Raw genomic sequence first — 19081 nt, 5'->3', positions numbered from 1 at the left:
CGATGATTGTCGTGTTTGCCATGGCCGCTACCCTTTGGGTGATCGGCGCTGTCATGAAGACCCCGCATCAGGCCCGCTGGATCATGATCGGGCTTCTCTTCGTGGGTGTTCTGATCATCCATACTGTCCTGCCGGATGGCCACCCGCTCCGCGAAGGCACCGGCGGTGACGCACGCCTATGGCTGTTGGTTCTAGGGTTTGTGGCGCTCGCCTTGATCTATCGCCGGGGGCTGAACTGGCTGCGCGCGCGCTCGAACTCGGCACCTCTTGCTGCGCCCGAATTGCCGGTCGTTCAGCCTATGGGCGAGGTCGAACTGGAGCGTTATGCCCGTCACATCGTGCTGCGCGAGATCGGCGGTCCGGGGCAAAAGCGTCTCCACGATGCCAAGGTTCTTGTTATCGGGGCAGGGGGGCTTGGCTCGCCTGTGCTGCAATATCTGTCAGCGGCGGGCGTGGGGACCATCGGGGTCATCGACGATGACACCGTGGATCATACGAATCTGCAACGACAGGTTATCCACCGCGATCAGGCCACTGGCACGCCCAAGGTCCTTTCGGCCAAGGCGTCCATTGAGGCCCTGAACCCTTATACAAACGTGCTGACCTATACCCGCCGTCTGTCCGACGATATCGCGCGCGATCTGTTTGACGATTTTGACCTGATCATCGACGGAACTGACAACTTTGATACCCGCCGCCTCGCGAACCGGACGGCTGTTGATCTGGGCTTGCCTTTGATTTCCGGCGCGCTCAGCCAGTGGGAAGGACAGATCACCATCTTTGACCCGACCCGCGGCGCGCCCTGCTATCACTGCCTGTTCCCGGAAGATCCCGCGCCAGAACTTGCGCCCAGTTGCGCAGCTGCGGGCGTTCTGGGGCCGTTGCCGGGGATCATCGGGACGATGATGGCCGCAGAGGCGATCAAACTGTTGACCAATGCAGGTACGCCGCTTTTGGGTCACATGCTGATTTACGACGCGCTCGACGCGGAAACCCGAAAGATGAAGATCAAACGCCGCGCGGATTGCGAGGTTTGCAGTCCAGCCGCACGCGCGTCGGCCTAGCGACACCCACGTTGCCGCCCTACATCCACTGGAAAGGAGACTTTAATGACCAACCCCCTTCTCGCCCAGTGGGATACACCATTCGGCCTGCCGCCCTTTGATCTGATCGAAGACGCGCATTTTGAGCCTGCACTGCAGTCGGCTCTGAAAGACGCACGCGCCGACATCGCAGCCATTTCTGAGAATGCCGAAACGCCGACGCTGGGCAACACAATCCATGCTTTGGAGCTTGCGGGAGAGACCCTGAGCAAGGTCGTCCGGGTATTCTTTCATCAGGTCGGGACGCAATCGAACCCCGAGCGAGAAGCGTTGCAAAAGACGTTTGTTCAGGAACTGACCGCCTATAGCGCGGAGATCACGACAAACCCTGCAATCTTCGAGCGCCTGACGGCGCTGCATGAGACGCGCGATGCCTATCAGGGCGAAGACCAGCGTGTCATCGATCTCTACTATGAAAACTTCACCCGCGCCGGTGCCGCCCTGACCGGTGCCGAGGCCGACCGCATGACCGAGATCAAGCAGCGGCTTGGTCTGCTCGGGACGAATTTTACACAGAACCTCATGTCGGACGAACGCGACTGGCATATGGAATTGGGTGAGGGCGATCTAGAAGGCTTGCCTGATTTTCTGCTGGCTGCTGCGAAATCGGCGGCCAAGGACAAAGGCATAGATGGGCACATCATCACGACCTCTCGGTCGCTGATCATGCCGTTCCTGCAGTTTTCACCGCGCCGCGACCTCCGCGAAAAAGCGCAGCGTGCTTGGGCTGCGCGCGGGGCCAATGGGGGCGAGACCGACAACCGCGACATTGCCGCTGAAATTCTGACGCTCCGCGAAGAACGCGCCAAGCTGTTGGGGTATAACACCTTTGCCGATTACAAACTGGCTCCGGAAATGGCTGGCACGCCTGATCGCGTGCGCGACCTGCTGATGCAGGTCTGGGAACCAGCCAAGGCGCAGGCAGATGCGGATGCCGCGATCCTCACTGAGATGATGCGCGCGGATGGGATCAATGGCGATCTGATGCCGTGGGATTGGCGCTACTATTCCGAGAAGCGGCGTCAGGCCGAGCATGATCTGGATGAGGCTGAACTCAAGCCATACTTACAGCTCGATCGAATGATCGAGGCGGCCTTTGACTGTGCCGGTCGTCTCTTCGGGATCAAGGCCGAGAGGATCGACGTTACAGGCCCGCACCCCGACGCTCGCATCTGGAACATCACAAAGGATGGCCGTCACATGGCAACCTTTGTCGGGGATTACTTCGCACGAGGTGGCAAACGCTCGGGCGCTTGGTGTGGGACCCTGCGCGATGCGCACAAGTTGGACGGCGACGTGCGCCCCATTGTGACCAATGTCTGCAACTTTGCAAAACCGCCAGAAGGGGAACCGGCACTGCTCAGTTACGACGATGCGCGCACATTGTTTCACGAGTTTGGTCATGCACTGCACCACATCATGACGGACGTGCGCTACCCGATGATCTCGGGCACCTCTGTTGCGCGTGACTTTGTCGAGCTGCCCAGCCAGTTGTATGAGCATTGGTTGGAGGTGCCGGAGGTGCTTGCCGAGTACGCGACGCATTCCGAGACCGGCGAACCCATGCCCCGTGATCTGCTGGATCGTCTGCTAGGAGCGGCAACCTACGACATGGGCTTTCAGACGGTGGAATACGTGGCCTCTGCGCTCGTTGACTTGGCCTTTCACGAAGGTGCGGCTCCGGCCGACCCGATGGCTAAACAGGCCGCAGTTCTTGCCGACATCGGCATGCCCGCCGCGATTGAGATGCGCCACGCGACGCCGCATTTTGCCCATGTCTTTGCAGGCGATGGCTATTCCAGCGGCTACTACAGTTACATGTGGTCAGAGGTCATGGATGCAGACGCATTTGATGCCTTCACCGAGGCTGGCAGCGCCTTTGACGAGGCCACCGCGGATAAGCTGGTGACACACATCCTTGCTGCTGGCGGCAGCCGCAAACCGGAAGAACTCTATACCGCGTTCCGGGGGCGGATGCCGGGGGTTGATGCCTTGCTCAAAGGGCGCGGGCTCGCCGCCTAAATCCTAGCCTAGATCATCGCCTTGTCGCGGAGCCGGTTCCAGACCAGTTCCGCGAAATCCTCTCGCTGGGGTTCAACGCAGTGATCGCTAAGGAACCAGTAGAGGTATTTCTCGTACTCGAATCCGCCCATCTCGCCCTTGCGATTGCGGATGATGTCACGCAGTTCGTCTGGCGACCGGGCCACGATGGTGGCGTGATGGTAGTCACTGCGCCCACAGGTGATCACCGGCTTGCGCTGCATTAGCGCTTCGAACCCGGCAGAAGAATTCTGCGTCACGACCCAATCGCTCACCTGCGCCAGATCGTGGATCGAGGCATCCGTGATGATCAGGTTCGGCTCATGCTCGCAGATTTCACGGAGCTTGCGCGTGGCATCTTCGCGCGCCCAAGGGTGCGGTTTGATGTAGACGCGACCGCCATGGGCCGCGCGCACGGTGTTTTGCACGATGTCCTCAAGGCTCAGGTAATGGTGGCGCGGATAACGGTCCTCGATATCTTGCGCAAAGATGACCGCCGTGGCCGGTTCCAGATCATAGCGCACGCGCTCTTCCTGCGTCAGACGTGAGATGTTGTTGTTGAGCATGTGCGATGTGACGCCATTCCAGAACCATTCGGCGTGGCCCCAATCGACGTCATTTGGGCAAAACTTGCGCATGCGCAGGGTCGAGTTCGCATTGATGCCCACTTCGTCCAGATACCAAAACCCCCACACATAGGCAGGGGACACATGCATCGTGTTCATGCGGTATTGCGGGCGGTCGCCAAAAATCAGGTGCAGGTGGGATTGCTGCAGCATCGCGTCAGACAAAGGCGTATCAAGTTCGACTGTGACCGACGCTATGCCCTTGGTTTCCATATGTGGGGCAAGTTTCGTAAAGAAATCAAAGGCGTCATCGGCCAGCGGTTCCAGCCAGCCACGATCTGCATGCACGACAAGCAGACGTTCGGCATCCGTGATGTCCTTTAGATCACCAGCAGCGGTTACGTGTTTCATGGGCTCTTCACCAATTGGCTCCCAAACCACACGGGAGGCAGGTCTGTTATTCGCGAATCTCGCTGGGCGCGACACCCCAAAGAGACGTCTTTGGCGCCCACCCCTTATACCCGCCTGCGTTAATTCTGCACCAAGTCGCGTCACATTTTCCAAGGCGGGCGACAACACCCAGTTCCAGTCGCGCTACCACAGGGGTCTGCGGGTCAGGTTTGCGAAAGATCGCCATCATGTCTTCTTCCACGATCACCGTGCGCGTCCCGGACAATAGCGAATAATGAACCCAGCCGCCCAAGCCGTCCCGATCCTGAACACGACGCCAATGCCCGTGTTCGGCCACGATGCGCAAAGGCATATCGCGCCGCACAAAGACCCAATCGATCCTGTGACTGAGCGAAGGCCCTCTGCGGACATTGGCCTCAGTGGCTTTCATCGACACGTAGCGCGGCAGGGGAAAGTTGGTCACAGGACCAAGTTCCTGCGCCGCTGCGCCAAGGGCGAGCGTACACATCAAGAAAACGGCGAGAATTCTCTGCACCACTTGCTGCCTCATACCATGTTTTTATTTCTTGGTCGGGTTCTTGTGCCTGACCTCGTTTGCTCGCAATCTGCCAGAAAGCAGGCGCACACAAAACAATTACGGGGGGTGCCATGGCCAAGAAGCGGCTGAGTGTTGTCGTGACGCGACGGTTGCCAGAGGTGATCGAAACACGTCTGTCTGAACTGTTCGATGTCACATTGCGGGACAGCGACACCCCGATGACGCGCGCGCAATTGGTCGAGGCTCTGCAACAGACCGATGTGCTTGTGCCAACGATCACTGACACCATTGATGCCGGGCTTCTGGGGCAGGCTGGAGATCGGCTCAAGCTGATTGCCAATTACGGCTCTGGCGTCGACCATATTGATGTCACCACAGCCCGGCAGCGTGGCATCCTCGTGTCCAACACACCGGACGTTCTGACGGATGACACCGCCGATATGGCGATGGCGCTGATGCTGGCTGTCACACGGCGCATCCCCGAAGGCCTCAACCGCATGCAGTCCGGCAATTGGGAGGGATGGTCCCCTACCGCCATGCTCGGGGGGCGCGTCGCTGGGCGACGTCTGGGTATTCTAGGCATGGGGCGCATTGGGCAGGCTGTAGCGCGCCGGGCGCGGGCCTTTGGTCTGCAAATCCACTATCACAATCGGCGCAGGCTCCGCCCCGAGACCGAAGCGGAGTTCGAAGCCACCTATTGGGACAGCCTCGACCAGATGGTGTCGCGCATGGACATCGTGTCGGTAAATTGCCCCCACACACCAGCAACCTTCCATCTGATCAACGCGCGCAGGCTTGCTCTGATGAAAGCCTCTGCCGTAGTGGTGAATACGTCACGCGGCGAAGTCATCGACGAAAACGCGCTTACCCGGGCATTGCGCGCGGGGGATATTGCGGGGGCCGGTCTGGACGTTTTTGAGCACGGCCGTGAAGTGAACCCACGCCTGCGCGAATTGTCGAACGTCGTTCTCTTGCCTCATATGGGATCTGCCACGGTCGAGGGGCGTGTCGAAATGGGGGAAAAGGTTCTGATCAACATCAAGACCTTTGACGATGGTCACCGCCCACCTGACCTCGTCGTGCCCAATATGCTGTAGCCGAACGTCAGATTTGACCGGACCCGCCAACCGCGATAGGGCCGCCTGAGCAAAAGGTCCCGCAAATGAACACTTCACAGCCCGACATTTCGATCGTTGTTCCGATGAAGAACGAATCCGAGAACGTTGGTCGGCTTGTGCAGGACATCGAGACGGCCTGCGCCGCCTTCGCGTTCGAGATCGTTCTGATCGATGACGGGTCCACCGATGACACCGCTGACGTGATCCGGGGTCTTCAGGAAACCCGTCCGCACCTGCGCCTGATCCAGCATCCCACGTCCGGTGGGCAGTCCTCAGCGGTACATTCCGGTGTGCAAGTTGCCAGCGCGCCCATCATCTGCACGATGGACGGGGACGGCCAGAACCCACCGTCAAATGTGCCGAACCTTGTGGCCCCGTTGTTGAAAGATGATCCAGAGCTGGGCCTTGTCGCGGGGCAGCGTGTCGGGCGGCAGGACACGCTCTCAAAGAAATGGGCCTCCAAGTTCGCCAATGGCCTGCGCAGCGCGATCCTCAAGGATGACACCCGCGACACCGGCTGCGGGCTCAAGGCCTTTCGCCGGGACGCGTTTCTGGAAATCCCCTATTTCAACAACATGCACCGCTACCTGCCCGCCATGTTCAAGGCCTACGGCTGGAAGGTCGCCCATGAAGACGTGACCCATGCGGCCCGGATGGCGGGGCGGTCCAACTACTCGAACCTGCAACGTGCCTGGGCCGGGATTCATGACCTCATTGGCGTGAGTTGGTTGATCAAACGCGCCAAACGCGCCCGTCCGATGCCGGAACGGCGTCCAGATGCGACTGGTCAGGAGTAGACCGCGTGCAGGCGTTTCTTGAGTTCTTTGAGATCAAGGATGCAACCGAGCTTGCCATCCTGATCTTTGGCCTAGTGGCCCAAAGCATGTTCTTCATGCGGTTCTTCGTGCAGTGGCTGGCGTCTGAAAAGCAGAAGAAGTCCGTCATGCCCAACGCGTTCTGGTGGTTTTCACTGGCAGGTGGCCTCATGCTCTTGACCTATGGTTTCATGCGCCGTGACCTTGTCATCATTCTGGGACAAAGCGTTGGCGTGCTGATTTATGTCCGCAACATCTGGTTCATCTATGGTCGCAAAGGCGGATAACGCGCTGCGCTGGGCGCTGGCTCTGATCATCGGGCTGACCGTGTTCCGCTTGGGTATGCAGGCTGTGAACGCGACCGATCTCTTTGTGGACGAGGCGCAGTATTGGGCGTGGGGTCAAAACCTCGATTGGGGATATTTTTCCAAACCTCCGGTCATCGGCTGGCTGATCCGGGCCGTGACCGATTTGGCAGGTTCGGATGCTGCATTTTGGGTGCGCGCTCCGGCATCGGTCCTGCACGCCGTGACGGCGTTCCTGATCCTGCTGGCCGCGCGCGAGTTCTACGATGACTGGGTCGCAGCCTGGGCCGCGTCTCTCTACATTGCGCTGCCACTGATCACCGTCGGCACGCTCTTTATGTCGACCGACACGGTCATGCTGCCGTTCTTCGCCTTGGCGTTGTGGATGTATGGTCGCCTGTTGCGTCGCCCGTCAAGGTCTGACGCTGCCATCCTTGGATTTGCCATCGGCGCGGGCATGATGGGCAAATACGCGATGATGTATTTTGCACTCTGCGCCGGGCTTGCCGCCATTTTGCAGCCAACGGCGCGCATCCGCGTGGGGGAGGCCGCCTTGGCCGCTCTGGTGGCGCTTTTGGTCTTTGCGCCGAACATCTGGTGGAACATCGCCAATGACGGGACTACTGTCCGTCACGTTGTCGAAGACAATGCGAGCTGGGATGGTCTGCGCTTGTATTTCGACGAACTGGCCCTGTTTCTGCTGTCGCAGGCCGGGGTCTTTGGCCCCATCCTATTGATTGTGCTCTTGGGCGCGGGGTTCGCCGCCGCGCGTGGGCGTCTGCGCGGAGCCGATTTGACACTGCTTCTGCTCTGCCTGCCGATTGTTCTGTTTGTCAGCGGTCAGGCGCTGATGAGCCGTGCCTACGCGAACTGGGCGGCAACAGCCTACGTCGCCGCGCCCATCCTCGTGGCGGCCTTGCTGCAGAACCGGCGGCAGTTGTTGGTCGCCTCACAGGGGCTGAACCTTGCCGTCGCCTTGGCGCTGCCGGTTCTGTTTGCAGCGCCATATGCACTGACCGATGCCAAGGGACAATCCGTGCTCAAGCGGTACCTTGGCCGGGCCGATCTGACGCAGCAAATCGAAACCGTCGTTCGCGATGCGGGCCTGTCGGTGATTATCGCAAGTAATCGCGACCTGCTCGCAGACATGGTTTATCGTCTCAACGACACGGACATCGAAGTCTACGCCAAGGCCTATGACGGCCCGCCGCGTAATTTCTACGAGCAGGAAATGCCGTATCTGGGCGACGGACCGGTGGCCTATGTCGCGCGCAAGCCAAAAGGGTGTGACGGCGCTTTGATCGCTGAAGTGCGTGGCGATGTCGGCCAGTACAGGGATCGGACGTTTCAGATCATCCGGGTCGATGAACCCTGCCGTTAATCAGCGCTGCTAATCAGCGATAGACCTGCGCTTCGCCGGGAAACTGACGTGCGCGGACCTCGTCGGCATAGGCTTTGACGCTGGCTTCGATCTGAGCGCCCAGATCGCCATAAACCTTGACGAATTTCGGCGCGCGGGGGCTTAGACCCAACATGTCCTCAAGCACGAGGATTTGTCCGTCACAATCCGCGCTAGCTCCGATCCCGATGGTCGGAATTTCAATTTGTTTGGTGATCTTCGCGGCGAGCGGTTCCACCATACCTTCCAGCACAATCGCAAAGGCTCCTGCGTCGGTCACGGCCCGGGCATCCGCCTCATGCTCGGCCCAGCTTTCCTCTTCGCGCCCTTGCGTCTTGAACCCGCCCATGACGTGGCTTGACTGCGGTGTCAGTCCAATATGCGCCATCACAGGAATACCGCGCTGAACGAGGAAGCGGATCGTGTCGGCCATGCGTGCGCCGCCTTCCAGTTTGACCGCGCCGCAGCCGGTTTCCTTTAGGATGCGGGCCGCATTGCGGAACGCGACCTCTGGGCTTTCTTCATAGGTGCCGAATGGCATGTCGACGACGATCAGTGCCTGCTGCGTGCCACGCACAACGGCCTTGCCATGCATGATCATCAGGTCAATTGGCACACCCACAGTCGTTTCCATCCCGTGCATCACCATCCCAAGGCTGTCGCCCACAAGAATGAAATCTGCATGCCCATCCACAATCTGCGCCGTATGCGCGTGATAGGACGTCAGCGACACAATCGGGTCGCCGCCTTTCATCGCCGTGATCTGCGGGCAGGTTTTGCGGCGGACGGGTTTTTGGGTGCTCATAGCGCTTCCTTTCCGGGGCCGATGACACGGTTATCAATCAATAGAACATCGCCAAAGCGAACCGACAACAGGATGACCGCCGGTTTGGCTAGCCTGCCATAGCAAGGTGCCAAAGTGGCTGCATCGCGGATGTCGATGGCGCGGATGTCGGCGCGGGGTTCGCGGCTGATGGTTTCGCGGACCAAGGCCCGGAACTCTTCGACCGTGAGCGGATCACCTTCATGTGCCTCGGCGCGGTCAAGCGATTGGCTTAGCACCACCGCCGCGGCACGGTCCTCTGGCGTCAGGCGCACGTTGCGCGATGACATGGCCAGTCCATCGGCTTCACGCACAATCGGCAGGCCCACAACACGGATTGGCATATCAAGGTCGGCCACCATGCGGCGGATCAAGGCAAGCTGCTGATAATCCTTTTCGCCAAACACGGTCACATCGGGCTGCAGGATGTTGAAGAGCTTGGTCACAACTGTGCTCACACCCTGAAAGTGCCCGGGTCGGACTTTGCCCTGCAGGATGCCAGACAGAGACGGCACATCGACAATCGTGTCTGGCCCGCCGGGATACATGATTTCTGGCGTGGGCAGGAACACGGCGCTCACGCCTGCGGCCTCAAACTTGGCCAGATCACCTTCGATGTCGGTTGGATAACCCGCCAGATCAGCGGCCTCGCCAAACTGCGTCGGGTTCACAAAGATCGATGTGCAAACGAAATCAGTGCGCTTCGCGGCTTCTGCGACAAGGCCCATATGCCCGTCGTGCAGAAACCCCATTGTCAACACGCACCCCGCGCGTTCGCCCTGCCGCTTGCGCCCCAGCACGTAGTCCCGGATCGAGGCCTTATCGGAAAAAACGTCCATGGCGCAGCTATGACAATTGGGGCCCACAGGCGCAAGCGGACGTGTCTGTGTCCTTTGGTCGGGCAAAGCAGTCGCACAGCCAGCCAAGGTGTTGGCGGGAAGAGGCCATTTTCCCGCCGCGCCGCGATTATCCGTTATACGGATACGTGTAGAACAGAATGTTTTTGCCTTCGTCTGCTCCGCCCGTGGCAAAGGATTTGCCTGAGTAGGTCGGCAGATATTCATCAGTTGAAAGCGCGTAGAGCGTCCAATCCTGGTTCGCCACGAACTGATAGACCGGAACGGTGCCCGGCTTTTGTTCTTTGTAGGCGTAAAAGGCGATGTGATCCCAATTGTTGATCCGTGTGACGGGCGGTGATGCGGTCGCTGCGTTGAACACCGGCACCCAACCGGGTTGATTGTTGCCCACTGGATCAAGCGAAAACGCATAGGGCATCAGTCCCTCTTTATCCGTGGTTGTCAGTGACGGACCGTACCCAAACAGAAACACGGGAACCAAATCCGGATCAGACCCGGGGTCACAAGCGGCGTAAAACGCAATGTTCGATTGGTTTTTTAGGGCGCCATTTGTCCACCAGCTCAGATCAACGGGTGACCATTGGTTGTTTGTGTCGCTTGGAAAATTCTCGTTCAGCGTGATGACAGTCCGGTCTTCATTGCCCGATTGCTGGTATTTCCACGCCCCAAACTGACGCGCAAAGCGAAAGCTTCCCGCTGTGTCTTTGACCTGACCTGCCTCGGCTTTGGCGTGCCACGCGTCCTTGAGTTGTTGCGCGCGGTCAGGGTCCTCGCAGAGGTCCCAGTGGGCTGTCAGCGCGTTCTCGCCGTATTGAACAAGGTCTGGCTCGTTCGTGACCGCCTGTTTCCACGCGGCCACGCCGGCGGCGTTGAAGGTTGTAAAATCCGCCCCGTCTGTGCCGCCGCCAAAAATGGGCGCCGCCGTTCCGCCACCCTGCACGCTGACGCGCATCTGTGAATTCTCGATCATGGTCTTGGTCTCGGTCGAGAAGTCTGTGCTACTGGACCCTTTGACCAACTCGCCATAGGCCGCCGAGATGGTCGTTGAGATCGACATCGTGGTGTCTGTCGAGCTTTTGAAGGTTTGCGCCGAAAACGTCAGCGTGCCGCCGAAAATACCGTGAGTCAGGAAATGGCCGAAATAGGCGTCGATGAATGCTTCCGGGTCCATGTCGCCGGTCAAGGCCGACACATATTTATGGTCCAGATAGGGCTTAAGTCCCGCAGCGTCCCCGATATGCGCCAGGGCATTCAGGAACAAACCGCCACGCGTCATGGCGTAGACAAAACTGGCCGAGCGTTCTTGCGTCTCACCGAACTGTGCCGACAACTCGCCCGAAAACAGGTTGTAGGTGCCTTCGATGTTCACGGTTTCAGTCAGTTGTTTTGAAAAATCGCTGGCTGAGCTGCCGGTCTTGGTCACGCCTACGCCGCCGCCTGCGGAGTTCACATCCACGAAGTTGTAGGTTTGGTAGTCCGTCCCGCCGAATTGCTGGGTATGAAAGGCACCTTTTTCGATGACCTTTTTATATTCAACCACCGGTGCTGGTGCGCCTTCGACTGTCGCGTAACGTCCGTTGATGATGTCGATCGGACGATACAGAAGGTCATAGCCTGGAACAAAGGGTGCATCGGTCATGTCTCAATCCAATTTTTTTCGTTACTTCAGAACGTTAGCACTATCCTGTCGCCGGTGGGTGAACTTTTTTTGATCTTGGTTCCCACATGCAAACGCAACGGTGGCCCCAATCAATAGAGCCTGACTTGCATAGCGGTTGGAAACCTAATGGCTGATGTCGATCGGCGAGGTGCACTTACCTTGGACGTGTCACTTGCGGACCAAGTCGCAAACGTACGTAAACGCGTCGCCCTGATTTCGCGCAGGGCCGGGATTTGCGGCACATTCACGCGCAAGAAACACGCAGGAGTCGCGGCCCATGAAAACCCACGTCAAAGCATTGGTTGTCGGTGGTGGTGCAGTCGGTACGTCTATCGCCTACCACCTTGGTAAGGCCGGGTGGGACACGATGCTCTTGGAGCGCGATGAACTGACGGCGGGGTCAACATGGCACGCCGCGGGTCTTCTGCCGCTCTTCAACATGAGCTACGCGACGACCCACATCCATAAATACTCGGTCGATTTCTACAAAGGTCTGGAAGAAGAAACTGGCCTGAACCCCGGTTTCTACGTGGTCGGCAACCTGCGCATGGCTCAGACCCAAGAGCGGATGGACGAATACGAGCTCTATGCCTCAACCGCCGAGACCTGTGATGTGCCTTATGAGTGGATGACACCTGCGCAGATCAAGGAACGCTGGCCGCTTGTCCGGACTGACGACCTCAAGGGCGCGATCTACCACCCGACTGACGGTTACATTAACCCTGCCGACGTGACCATGGCGATGGCCAAGGGCGCGCGTCAGCATGGCGTGACCATCGAACGCAAATGGCAGGTCGATGGCTATGAATGGACCGGTTCGGAATGGAAGGTCACCTGCACCAAGATGGCAGAGCAGGGCGGCAACCTTGTTCCGACCGAAGAACAGGTCATCGTGACCGCTGAACATGTCGTGACTGCCACGGGCAACCACGCGCAGCGAACGGCAAAACTCTTGGGTATTAAAACCCCGGCGATTGTCGTCGAACACCAATATATCGTAACCGAGCCGGACCCAGCACTGGTCGAATACCGCAAGACCATGCCGCAGCACCCGGTCCTGCGCGACGCTGACGCCAAATGGTATGTCCGCGAGGAACGCGGCGGCTGGATCTTGGGCCCATACGAAGAGGGCGCACCGGCACGTTTTGAATACGGCGTGCCAGACAGCTTCCGCGCGGACCTCTATCCTCTCGATCTGGAACGGATCGAAGAGGAATACATGTCCATGATCCACCGTATTCCATCCTCGGAAACGGCGGGTCTGAAAGACGACTACAATGGCCCAATCTGCTACACGCCGGACGGCAACCCATTGGTGGGTCCGGCACCGGGTCTCCAGAACATGTGGCTGGCCGAAGGGTTCTCATTCGGGATCACGGCTGCGGGCGGAACTGGCCACTACCTTGCCCAGATGATGGTGGAAGGCGAGGCCGAGATCGACATGGCGTCGCTCGATCCCAAACGCTACGGCGACTGGATGACCACGGAATACGCGGCCCGCAAGAACGAGGAATGCTATTCCCACGTCTACATCCTGCACCACCCGGATGAAGAACGCGAAGCCTGCCGTCCGCTGCGCACGACGCCCGTCTACGATGCGCAAAAGGCGCTGGGCGCGCAGTTCGGCTGCGTGAATGGCTGGGAACGCCCGAACTATTACGGCCCACTGGATGCGCCAGCAAACTTCGACCACGACAGCCGGTCGTTCCGCCGCGGCGCATGGTGGGAGTATGCCAAGAAAGAAGCCGAAGCGATCCGGTCCGGCGTCGGCCTGATCGACGCCAGCGCATTCACCAAACACCGCATCAGCGGGCCGGGCGCGACTGCATTCCTCGATTGGTTCACAACGAACAAACTGCCAAAGGTGGGCCGCATCAACCTGACCTATGCACTGACCGAGGCAGGCACGACGCGCACCGAATACACCATCGTTCGCGTGGCCGAGGATGACTATTACCTCGTCTCCGCAGGCGCATGGACGGCCTATGACCAAGATTACCTCTACAAGGCGATCATGGACAATGAGGACCGTTTCGGCCGCATCAACGAACAGGAAGTCACGACGCAATGGGGCGTGTTCGCCATCGCTGGCCCCAAATCCCGCGATGTCCTGCGCGAACTGATCAAGGACGCCGATCCAGACACCGCGCTATCGAACAAGCGTTTCCCCTGGCTGTCGATGCGCAATATCGAATTAGGCATGTGCCCCGTCCGCGCCATCCGCGTCGCCTATACGGGCGAGCTGGGCTACGAGCTTCACTTCCCCATCGAGTTCAGCCGCTACCTCTGGGACCAGTTGCAAGTGGCAGGCGCCAAACATGGCATGGTCAATGTTGGCGCGCGTGCGCAAAACTGGCTACGCCAAGAGAAAAGCTATCGCGCCTTTGGCACGGAGTTGGGCCGCGACGCGACCCCGCTCGAAGCAGGTCTCGACCGCTTTGTGGACCTCTCCAAAGACTTCCACGGCAAAGCGGCGATGGTCGAAAAAGGTGTGCGTTCCATGTGCGTCACGCTCAAGGTCGATGGACCTGCTGACGCTGACCCATGGGGCCGCGAGGCGCTCTATGACGGGGACACACGAGTGGGCCGCCTGACATCTGGCGGCTGGTCGGTGCATTTTGGATCGTCCATCGGCATGGGCTATGTGCGCCCCGATCTGGCGACACCGGGGACCAAGCTGAAGGTCAAAATGCAAAACAAGCTGTGGGATTGTGAGGTTGTCGAAGACAGCCCCTATGACCCAAGCAACGCAGTGATCCGCATCGACGGCTGAGGCACAGTCTCTAATCCCGGGGTCCGGCCCCTAAGCTTGGCCTCATCCGTCGGATGGGGCCATCAGTTTTTGGAGGGTTTCGGGATTGCGCATTGCATCCATCATCCCGCTTTCTTCCATTAGTTCTCGGGACACAGTCACCGTATTGCAGGCGGACATGCTGCCAAAAATAACGTCCTGGGGTACGCTATCCGGGATACCGCTCAGACCGTCCATCGACGTGATCGGCGCGGATCCCATGTCTTCGATGGACGACACATAAATCTCAGCGACGTCCGCTCCTGCTTCTGTCCGGATATAGTTCAACGCGCATAGCATCGATGTCCGCGCGCGTTCGTCTTCCATAAACCTAGGGACCAAGTCGCCCAGCTCGGGAACGCGGCTGATGTAGAATTCGCGTACACGGTCTTCAAACGCCTGCTGCGCAGTCAGAAATCGGTCTTCCAACTGATCTGCAAAGGCCGGGCTTAACGTGCAACCCAACGCCAAGACGGCGCCAAAAAAACGGTTCATTCGAAAAAATCCTTTCTAAGACTTGCGCTTAGCCTATGCGAGGTTTCCTGCTTTCGGCAACCTGTTGCGGTTCGGGTCGTCCACGTCCTACGCAGCCTCAATCGGGAAATCGCTTGGGGTTGAGTGCAGCTTGCGTCTCGGCATCCAACTCGGACGCCCGACCCAAAATCACATCCGCACCAAATCGGCTGGCGGCCGGGGCGGTCTGAAATCCATAGCCGCCTTGACCGGCGCACCAGAAGAAATCCGGGTCGCCTGCGTCAAACCCGATACACAGGTTCCGGTCAGGAGCAAAGGTCCGCAAGCCTGCCCAAGTGGCGATCGGGCGTGTCACCGGCTCAGTCACATGGTCTTCGTATCGCGCAAGCCCTTCGGCAAGAACCATGTCATCCGCCCATGCATCCATGGGGGCGCTCGGGTCTTCCTCGGCTGGCGAGACAAGTAATGCGCCAGCGTCTGGTTTGGCGTACCAATTCTCGCCGGGACCAAACAGCATCGGCCATGCCGACACGTCATGCCCACCCGGGGCCGCCAGCCGTGCCATAGATCGCCGCATGGGGGTGAAGCCGATGGGGGTGATCTTGGCCATCTTTGCGATTTCATCTACCCAAGACCCAGATGCGTTGATCAACAGGCGGGCTTCAATCTCTTTCCCGCCGGCGGTCACGATCCAATGCTTGTCTTTGCGGATAGCCTCGACAGGCGACTTCATCTGAACGGTGCCACCCGCCTGCCTGATCTGTCGGGCAAAGACCTGAATCAGCCGATCTGTGTCTATGTCCCACGCATCTGCATGGTGTCCGGCCGCGACGAGCTTGGCCGCATCAAGGATGGGGATCATCGCGCATGCGTCTGCAACACTGATCGGCTCCATATGCATGACCCGCATGTCAGTGCGGAACGTGTCGTCATCCTCTTGCGTGACAAGCATCAAGCCTCTTGGGCTTAGGACACCACCATCCAGCGTTTGATGGTCAAGGCGGCTGGCCCTGTTCAGGGCCGTGGTAGACGGTTTGCCATAGGTCTCTTCAAAGAGCGCCGCCGAACGTCCAGACGCATGATACCCAAGCGCCTCTTCGGCTTCGAGCAGATGTACGCCCATATGCGGAGCCAGACGCGCCCCGAGGGACACACCGGCAATGCCGCCACCGATGATCAGCGCGTCAATCATGCCTCTTCCAAACGGTCTGTGGCTGGGGCGGGTGTGGGCGTCAAAGCCGCTATCTCGTCGTAAAGATCGTCCATCAGGTCAAAACCGACCGCAGCAAGAGATGGCACAAGCTGTTGCGCTGATTTGGCCGAGATGATCGGTGCAGGCGCAATGGGATGTCGCGCGGCCCATGCGACGGCAAGCGTGGCGGCTTCAAGCCCTTCGCGACCCGCGATGTTGCTCAGGCCCTTTGCAGCCTCATGCATCCAGTCAGGGGCATAGCGGGCCGCATAGCGACTGTCTTCGGTCAGGCGTCCGGTTTCGCCCCGCGCGTATTTCCCAGTGAGCAACCCACCGCCCAGTGGCGAATATGGCACCACCGCAATGTCCTGATCTGCGGCCATCGGGAAAATCTCCACCTCGGCCTGACGCTTCACCAGCGAATACATCGGCTGGATCGCGTCTATTCGTGTGCCAAAGCTCGCGGCGACGGCTTGCGCCTTCATCACCTGCCAAGCTGCGTAATTCGAAACGCCGATATAGCGGATCAGCCCGTCGGATTGCAGTTTTGCCAAAGTCTCGAATGTCTCATCCAGCGGAGTCTGATCATCGAAGCGGTGCATGTAGAGCAGATCCACGACATCCATTTGAAGGCGGGTCCGGCTGACATCAAAAGTCCGCAGGATATTTTCGCGCCCCGCGCCGCCGGTATAGCCGACCTTGGTCGCGATCATCAGTTCGTCTCGGCAATCCTTGGCAAAATCACCCAAAAGCTCTTCGGACCGGCCATCGCAATAGAGGTGAGCCGTGTCAAAATGCACCAGTCCTGCCGCACGACACGCATCGAACATCTCGCGGCTTTCGGCGGCGTCCGCGCGCCCGCCCCACTGCATGGTGCCAAAGGTAAAACGTCCTGCGGATGCGCCGGAAAGGGAGGTCATCTGTGTCATGGCACATGCGTTGCATGTCGGTCGGATCAATGAAACCCTGATTTCACAGCAGGCCCACCGCGAGCGCGTGATAAGGTATCTGCGTTGGAGGATGACTATGAAACTGCACGCGACCCGTGAGGCATTGGATGCCAATGATGCGGATCTGTCGGGATCTGTGTTTTGCAACGTGAACCTGTCAGGTGTCTCCTTTCACGACACCAATATGGCCGACCTGTCCATCAGGGATGCAAGCCTGTCGGGTACCCGGATCAGCAATGCAAATCTGTCCGGCGTTCAGATCAGCGACTGCAATTTGGACGGCATGATGATTGATGGCGTGCCCTTGGCCGACATGATCCGCGCCTACCAATCGTCGCAAAAGGGCTGACAGACGGTCCGATTGGGCTTGGCGTTCGGGTTGGGCGCGGTACGCTGCGCGCAAAGAAGGACGCGTGCCCATGTCAAAACCCAATATCCTCATCTTGATGGTCGACCAGTTGAACGGAACGCTGTTTCCCGATGGGCCTGAACCATGGTTGCACGCTCCGAACCTGCGAAAGCTGGCCGAGCGTTCGGCTCGTTTTGCCAATGCATATACCGCCTCGCCGCTGTGTGCGCCGGGGCGCGCCAGTTTCATGTCAGGCCTCTTGCCCTCGCGCACGCGGGTTTACGACAACGCGGCAGAGTTCGCCTCTGACATTCCGACCTACGCTCACCACTTGCGCCGCGCCGGGTATCACACCTGTTTGTCCGGCAAGATGCACTTTGTCGGCCCGGATCAGCTTCATGGATTTGAAGAGCGCCTGACAACCGACATCTATCCGGCGGATTTTGGTTGGACGCCGGACTACCGCAAACCGGGTGAGCGCATCCACTGGTGGTATCACAACATGGGGTCTGTAACCGGGGCAGGGGTGGCCGAGATATCCAACCAGATGGAATATGACGATGAGGTTGCCTACCATGCCGTGCGCAAGGTGCAGGACCTGTCACGCGGCAAGGATGACCGCCCGTGGTGCCTGACAGTGAGCTTCACGCACCCCCACGATCCCTACGTCGCTCGGCAGAAGTATTGGGACCTCTACGGGGATTGTGAGCATCTTTCGCCCACGGTGCCAGCCATGGCCTATGACGATCACGATCCCCATGCGCAGCGCATTTTTGACGCGAACGATTGGCGGAATTTCGACATCACCGACGACGACATCCGTCGGTCCCGCCGTGCCTATTTCGCGAATATCTCGTATCTCGATGACAAGATCGGAGAGATCCTGCACGCGTTGGAGGCCACGCGGCAAGAGGCGGTGATCCTGTTCGTCTCTGACCATGGCGACATGCTTGGCGAGCGCGGCCTATGGTTCAAAATGAACTTCTACGAAGGATCAGCGCGGGTGCCTTTGATGATCGCTGCGCCGGGCGTGAAACCGGGCCAGATTGAAGCCCCGGTATCGACAATCGATGTGACCCCTACGCTCTGCGACATCGCAGGAATCTCCATGGACGACATCGCGCCATGGACCGATGGGACAAGCCTGTTGCCCATGGCGGATGGGGCCGCGCGGGGCCGTCCCGTCCTGATGGAATATGCCGCCGAAGCCTCTTACGCCCCACTGGTCGCCGTCCGCGACGGTGATTTCAAATACACCCGCTGTAGCCTTGATCCCGAACAATTGTTCGATCTCGCAAACGACCCACACGAATTGGACAACCTTGCCTCTGACCCAAACCACGCACAGATCTTGGCCCAATTCCAGTCCATCGCTGACGACCGCTGGGACCTAGACCAATACGACGAAGACGTCCGCCAAAGCCAAGCCCGCCGCTGGGTCGTCTACGAGGCTCTGCGCAACGGCAGCTACTACCCGTGGGATTTCCAACCCCTGCAAAAGGCCTCCGAGCGGTATATGAGGAACCACATGGATCTGAACACGGTAGAAGACGTCGCCCGGTTCCCAAGGGGGGAGTGACGTTCAAGCACGCAGCGCGCGTTTGAAGGTTTTCGAATAGGCCTCGCCAAATAGGTCCAAGGTCCGTTTCAGGCGGTTCGTATCGTTATCAACCACGAGAATACAATCAGC

At 59.1% G+C, this 19081-nt stretch carries 17 protein-coding genes; 9 read left to right on the top strand and 8 right to left on the bottom strand.

All coding sequences use genetic code 11. The features are described from left to right. Positions 1–2 precede the first annotated feature (2 nt). Entirely contained in the window at positions 3–1064 is a 1062-nt protein-coding gene (locus FE702_RS08950) for a HesA/MoeB/ThiF family protein (RefSeq protein WP_147125901.1), read from the top strand. Between the two features lie 45 nt (positions 1065–1109). Next, on the top strand, positions 1110–3125 hold the full coding sequence (locus tag FE702_RS08945; RefSeq protein ID WP_147125900.1) for a M3 family metallopeptidase: 2016 nt from the start codon (positions 1110–1112) through the stop codon (positions 3123–3125). A gap of 8 nt (positions 3126–3133) precedes the next feature. Here FE702_RS08945 and FE702_RS08940 read toward each other — a convergent pair whose 3' ends face one another. Then, entirely contained in the window at positions 3134–4120 is a 987-nt protein-coding gene (locus FE702_RS08940; RefSeq protein WP_147125899.1) for a capsular polysaccharide export protein, LipB/KpsS family, read from the bottom strand. Between the two features lie 46 nt (positions 4121–4166). Continuing rightward, positions 4167–4628, bottom strand: coding sequence for an SH3 domain-containing protein (locus tag FE702_RS08935; protein WP_255449657.1), 462 nt, complete (start codon positions 4626–4628; stop codon positions 4167–4169). Positions 4629–4768: 140 nt separating this feature from the next. Here FE702_RS08935 and FE702_RS08930 point away from each other — a divergent pair, with 140 nt between their 5' ends. The 4 genes from FE702_RS08930 (at position 4769) to FE702_RS08915 (ending at position 8277) form a co-directional block, all read left to right on the top strand. Continuing rightward, positions 4769–5755: a 2-hydroxyacid dehydrogenase gene (locus FE702_RS08930; protein WP_147125897.1), complete on the top strand. Its 987-nt coding sequence runs from the start codon at positions 4769–4771 to the stop codon at positions 5753–5755. A gap of 65 nt (positions 5756–5820) precedes the next feature. Continuing rightward, on the top strand, positions 5821–6573 hold the full coding sequence (locus FE702_RS08925; protein ID WP_147125896.1) for a glycosyltransferase family 2 protein: 753 nt from the start codon (positions 5821–5823) through the stop codon (positions 6571–6573). 5 nt (positions 6574–6578) lie between these two features. Beyond that, on the top strand, positions 6579–6878 hold the full coding sequence (locus tag FE702_RS08920) for a lipid-A-disaccharide synthase N-terminal domain-containing protein (protein ID WP_147125895.1): 300 nt from the start codon (positions 6579–6581) through the stop codon (positions 6876–6878). After that, positions 6835–8277, top strand: a complete 1443-nt coding sequence (locus FE702_RS08915; RefSeq protein ID WP_147125894.1) for an ArnT family glycosyltransferase — start codon at positions 6835–6837, stop codon at positions 8275–8277. The genes FE702_RS08920 and FE702_RS08915 overlap by 44 nt, the downstream gene beginning before the upstream one ends. Positions 8278–8290: 13 nt before the next feature. On the opposite strand, the gene panB is transcribed toward FE702_RS08915, so the two are convergent. From panB to FE702_RS08900, 3 genes are all read right to left on the bottom strand, one after another. After that, the gene (gene panB / locus FE702_RS08910; protein ID WP_147125893.1) at positions 8291–9100 is read right to left on the bottom strand and encodes a 3-methyl-2-oxobutanoate hydroxymethyltransferase; all 810 of its coding nucleotides are present in this window, start codon (positions 9098–9100) and stop codon (positions 8291–8293) included. Further along, positions 9097–9957, bottom strand: a complete 861-nt coding sequence (gene panC / locus FE702_RS08905) for a pantoate--beta-alanine ligase (protein WP_147125892.1) — start codon at positions 9955–9957, stop codon at positions 9097–9099. Before panC ends, panB begins: the two co-directional genes overlap by 4 nt. A 127-nt stretch (positions 9958–10084) precedes the next feature. Beyond that, complete coding sequence (locus FE702_RS08900; protein ID WP_147125891.1) at positions 10085–11614, bottom strand: MACPF domain-containing protein; 1530 nt, start codon at positions 11612–11614, stop codon at positions 10085–10087. Positions 11615–11912: 298 nt separating this feature from the next. On the opposite strand from FE702_RS08900, the gene FE702_RS08895 reads away from it, so the two are divergent. Then, a complete protein-coding gene (locus FE702_RS08895; protein WP_147125890.1) occupies positions 11913–14408 on the top strand; it encodes a GcvT family protein in 2496 nt (831 codons plus the stop codon). A gap of 42 nt (positions 14409–14450) precedes the next feature. Here the strand turns inward: FE702_RS08895 and FE702_RS08890 are convergent, their stop codons facing one another. From FE702_RS08890 to FE702_RS08880, 3 genes are all read right to left on the bottom strand, one after another. Then, a complete protein-coding gene (locus FE702_RS08890; RefSeq protein WP_147125889.1) occupies positions 14451–14921 on the bottom strand; it encodes a hypothetical protein in 471 nt (156 codons plus the stop codon). A gap of 97 nt (positions 14922–15018) precedes the next feature. Then, a complete protein-coding gene (locus tag FE702_RS08885; protein WP_147125888.1) occupies positions 15019–16092 on the bottom strand; it encodes an NAD(P)/FAD-dependent oxidoreductase in 1074 nt (357 codons plus the stop codon). Further along, positions 16089–17021, bottom strand: a complete 933-nt coding sequence (locus FE702_RS08880) for an aldo/keto reductase (protein WP_147125887.1) — start codon at positions 17019–17021, stop codon at positions 16089–16091. The genes FE702_RS08885 and FE702_RS08880 overlap by 4 nt, the downstream gene beginning before the upstream one ends. 97 nt (positions 17022–17118) lie before the next feature. Here FE702_RS08880 and FE702_RS18600 point away from each other — a divergent pair, with 97 nt between their 5' ends. Together FE702_RS18600 and betC are read left to right on the top strand one after the other, a co-directional pair. Next, positions 17119–17391, top strand: a complete 273-nt coding sequence (locus tag FE702_RS18600) for a pentapeptide repeat-containing protein (RefSeq protein WP_186827031.1) — start codon at positions 17119–17121, stop codon at positions 17389–17391. A gap of 70 nt (positions 17392–17461) precedes the next feature. After that, the gene (gene betC, locus FE702_RS08870; RefSeq protein ID WP_147125885.1) at positions 17462–18970 is read left to right on the top strand and encodes a choline-sulfatase; all 1509 of its coding nucleotides are present in this window, start codon (positions 17462–17464) and stop codon (positions 18968–18970) included. The last annotated feature ends 111 nt before the right edge of the window (positions 18971–19081 follow it).

Source organism: Shimia ponticola (assembly GCF_007995215.1).
Classification (GTDB): domain Bacteria; phylum Pseudomonadota; class Alphaproteobacteria; order Rhodobacterales; family Rhodobacteraceae; genus Shimia_B; species Shimia_B ponticola.
Note: the sequence above shows the minus strand (reverse complement) of the source record. Positions and strands in the feature narration are given on the sequence as shown.

Excerpts from the sequence above, each read along its gene's own strand:
- FE702_RS08950 (WP_147125901.1), top strand. The coding sequence starts at position 3 with ATGATTGTCGTGTTTGCCATGGCCGCTACCCTTTGGGTGATCGGCGCT.
- FE702_RS08945 (WP_147125900.1), top strand. The coding sequence starts at position 1,110 with ATGACCAACCCCCTTCTCGCCCAGTGGGATACACCATTCGGCCTGCCG.
- FE702_RS08940 (WP_147125899.1), bottom strand. The coding sequence starts at position 4,120 with ATGAAACACGTAACCGCTGCTGGTGATCTAAAGGACATCACGGATGCC.
- FE702_RS08935 (WP_255449657.1), bottom strand. The coding sequence starts at position 4,628 with ATGTGTACGCTCGCCCTTGGCGCAGCGGCGCAGGAACTTGGTCCTGTG.
- FE702_RS08930 (WP_147125897.1), top strand. The coding sequence starts at position 4,769 with ATGGCCAAGAAGCGGCTGAGTGTTGTCGTGACGCGACGGTTGCCAGAG.
- FE702_RS08925 (WP_147125896.1), top strand. The coding sequence starts at position 5,821 with ATGAACACTTCACAGCCCGACATTTCGATCGTTGTTCCGATGAAGAAC.
- FE702_RS08915 (WP_147125894.1), top strand. The coding sequence starts at position 6,835 with ATGTCCGCAACATCTGGTTCATCTATGGTCGCAAAGGCGGATAACGCG.
- panB (WP_147125893.1), bottom strand. The coding sequence starts at position 9,100 with ATGAGCACCCAAAAACCCGTCCGCCGCAAAACCTGCCCGCAGATCACG.
- panC (WP_147125892.1), bottom strand. The coding sequence starts at position 9,957 with ATGGACGTTTTTTCCGATAAGGCCTCGATCCGGGACTACGTGCTGGGG.
- FE702_RS08900 (WP_147125891.1), bottom strand. The coding sequence starts at position 11,614 with ATGACCGATGCACCCTTTGTTCCAGGCTATGACCTTCTGTATCGTCCG.
- FE702_RS08895 (WP_147125890.1), top strand. The coding sequence starts at position 11,913 with ATGAAAACCCACGTCAAAGCATTGGTTGTCGGTGGTGGTGCAGTCGGT.
- FE702_RS08890 (WP_147125889.1), bottom strand. The coding sequence starts at position 14,921 with ATGAACCGTTTTTTTGGCGCCGTCTTGGCGTTGGGTTGCACGTTAAGC.
- FE702_RS08885 (WP_147125888.1), bottom strand. The coding sequence starts at position 16,092 with ATGATTGACGCGCTGATCATCGGTGGCGGCATTGCCGGTGTGTCCCTC.
- FE702_RS08880 (WP_147125887.1), bottom strand. The coding sequence starts at position 17,021 with ATGACACAGATGACCTCCCTTTCCGGCGCATCCGCAGGACGTTTTACC.
- FE702_RS18600 (WP_186827031.1), top strand. The coding sequence starts at position 17,119 with ATGAAACTGCACGCGACCCGTGAGGCATTGGATGCCAATGATGCGGAT.
- betC (WP_147125885.1), top strand. The coding sequence starts at position 17,462 with ATGTCAAAACCCAATATCCTCATCTTGATGGTCGACCAGTTGAACGGA.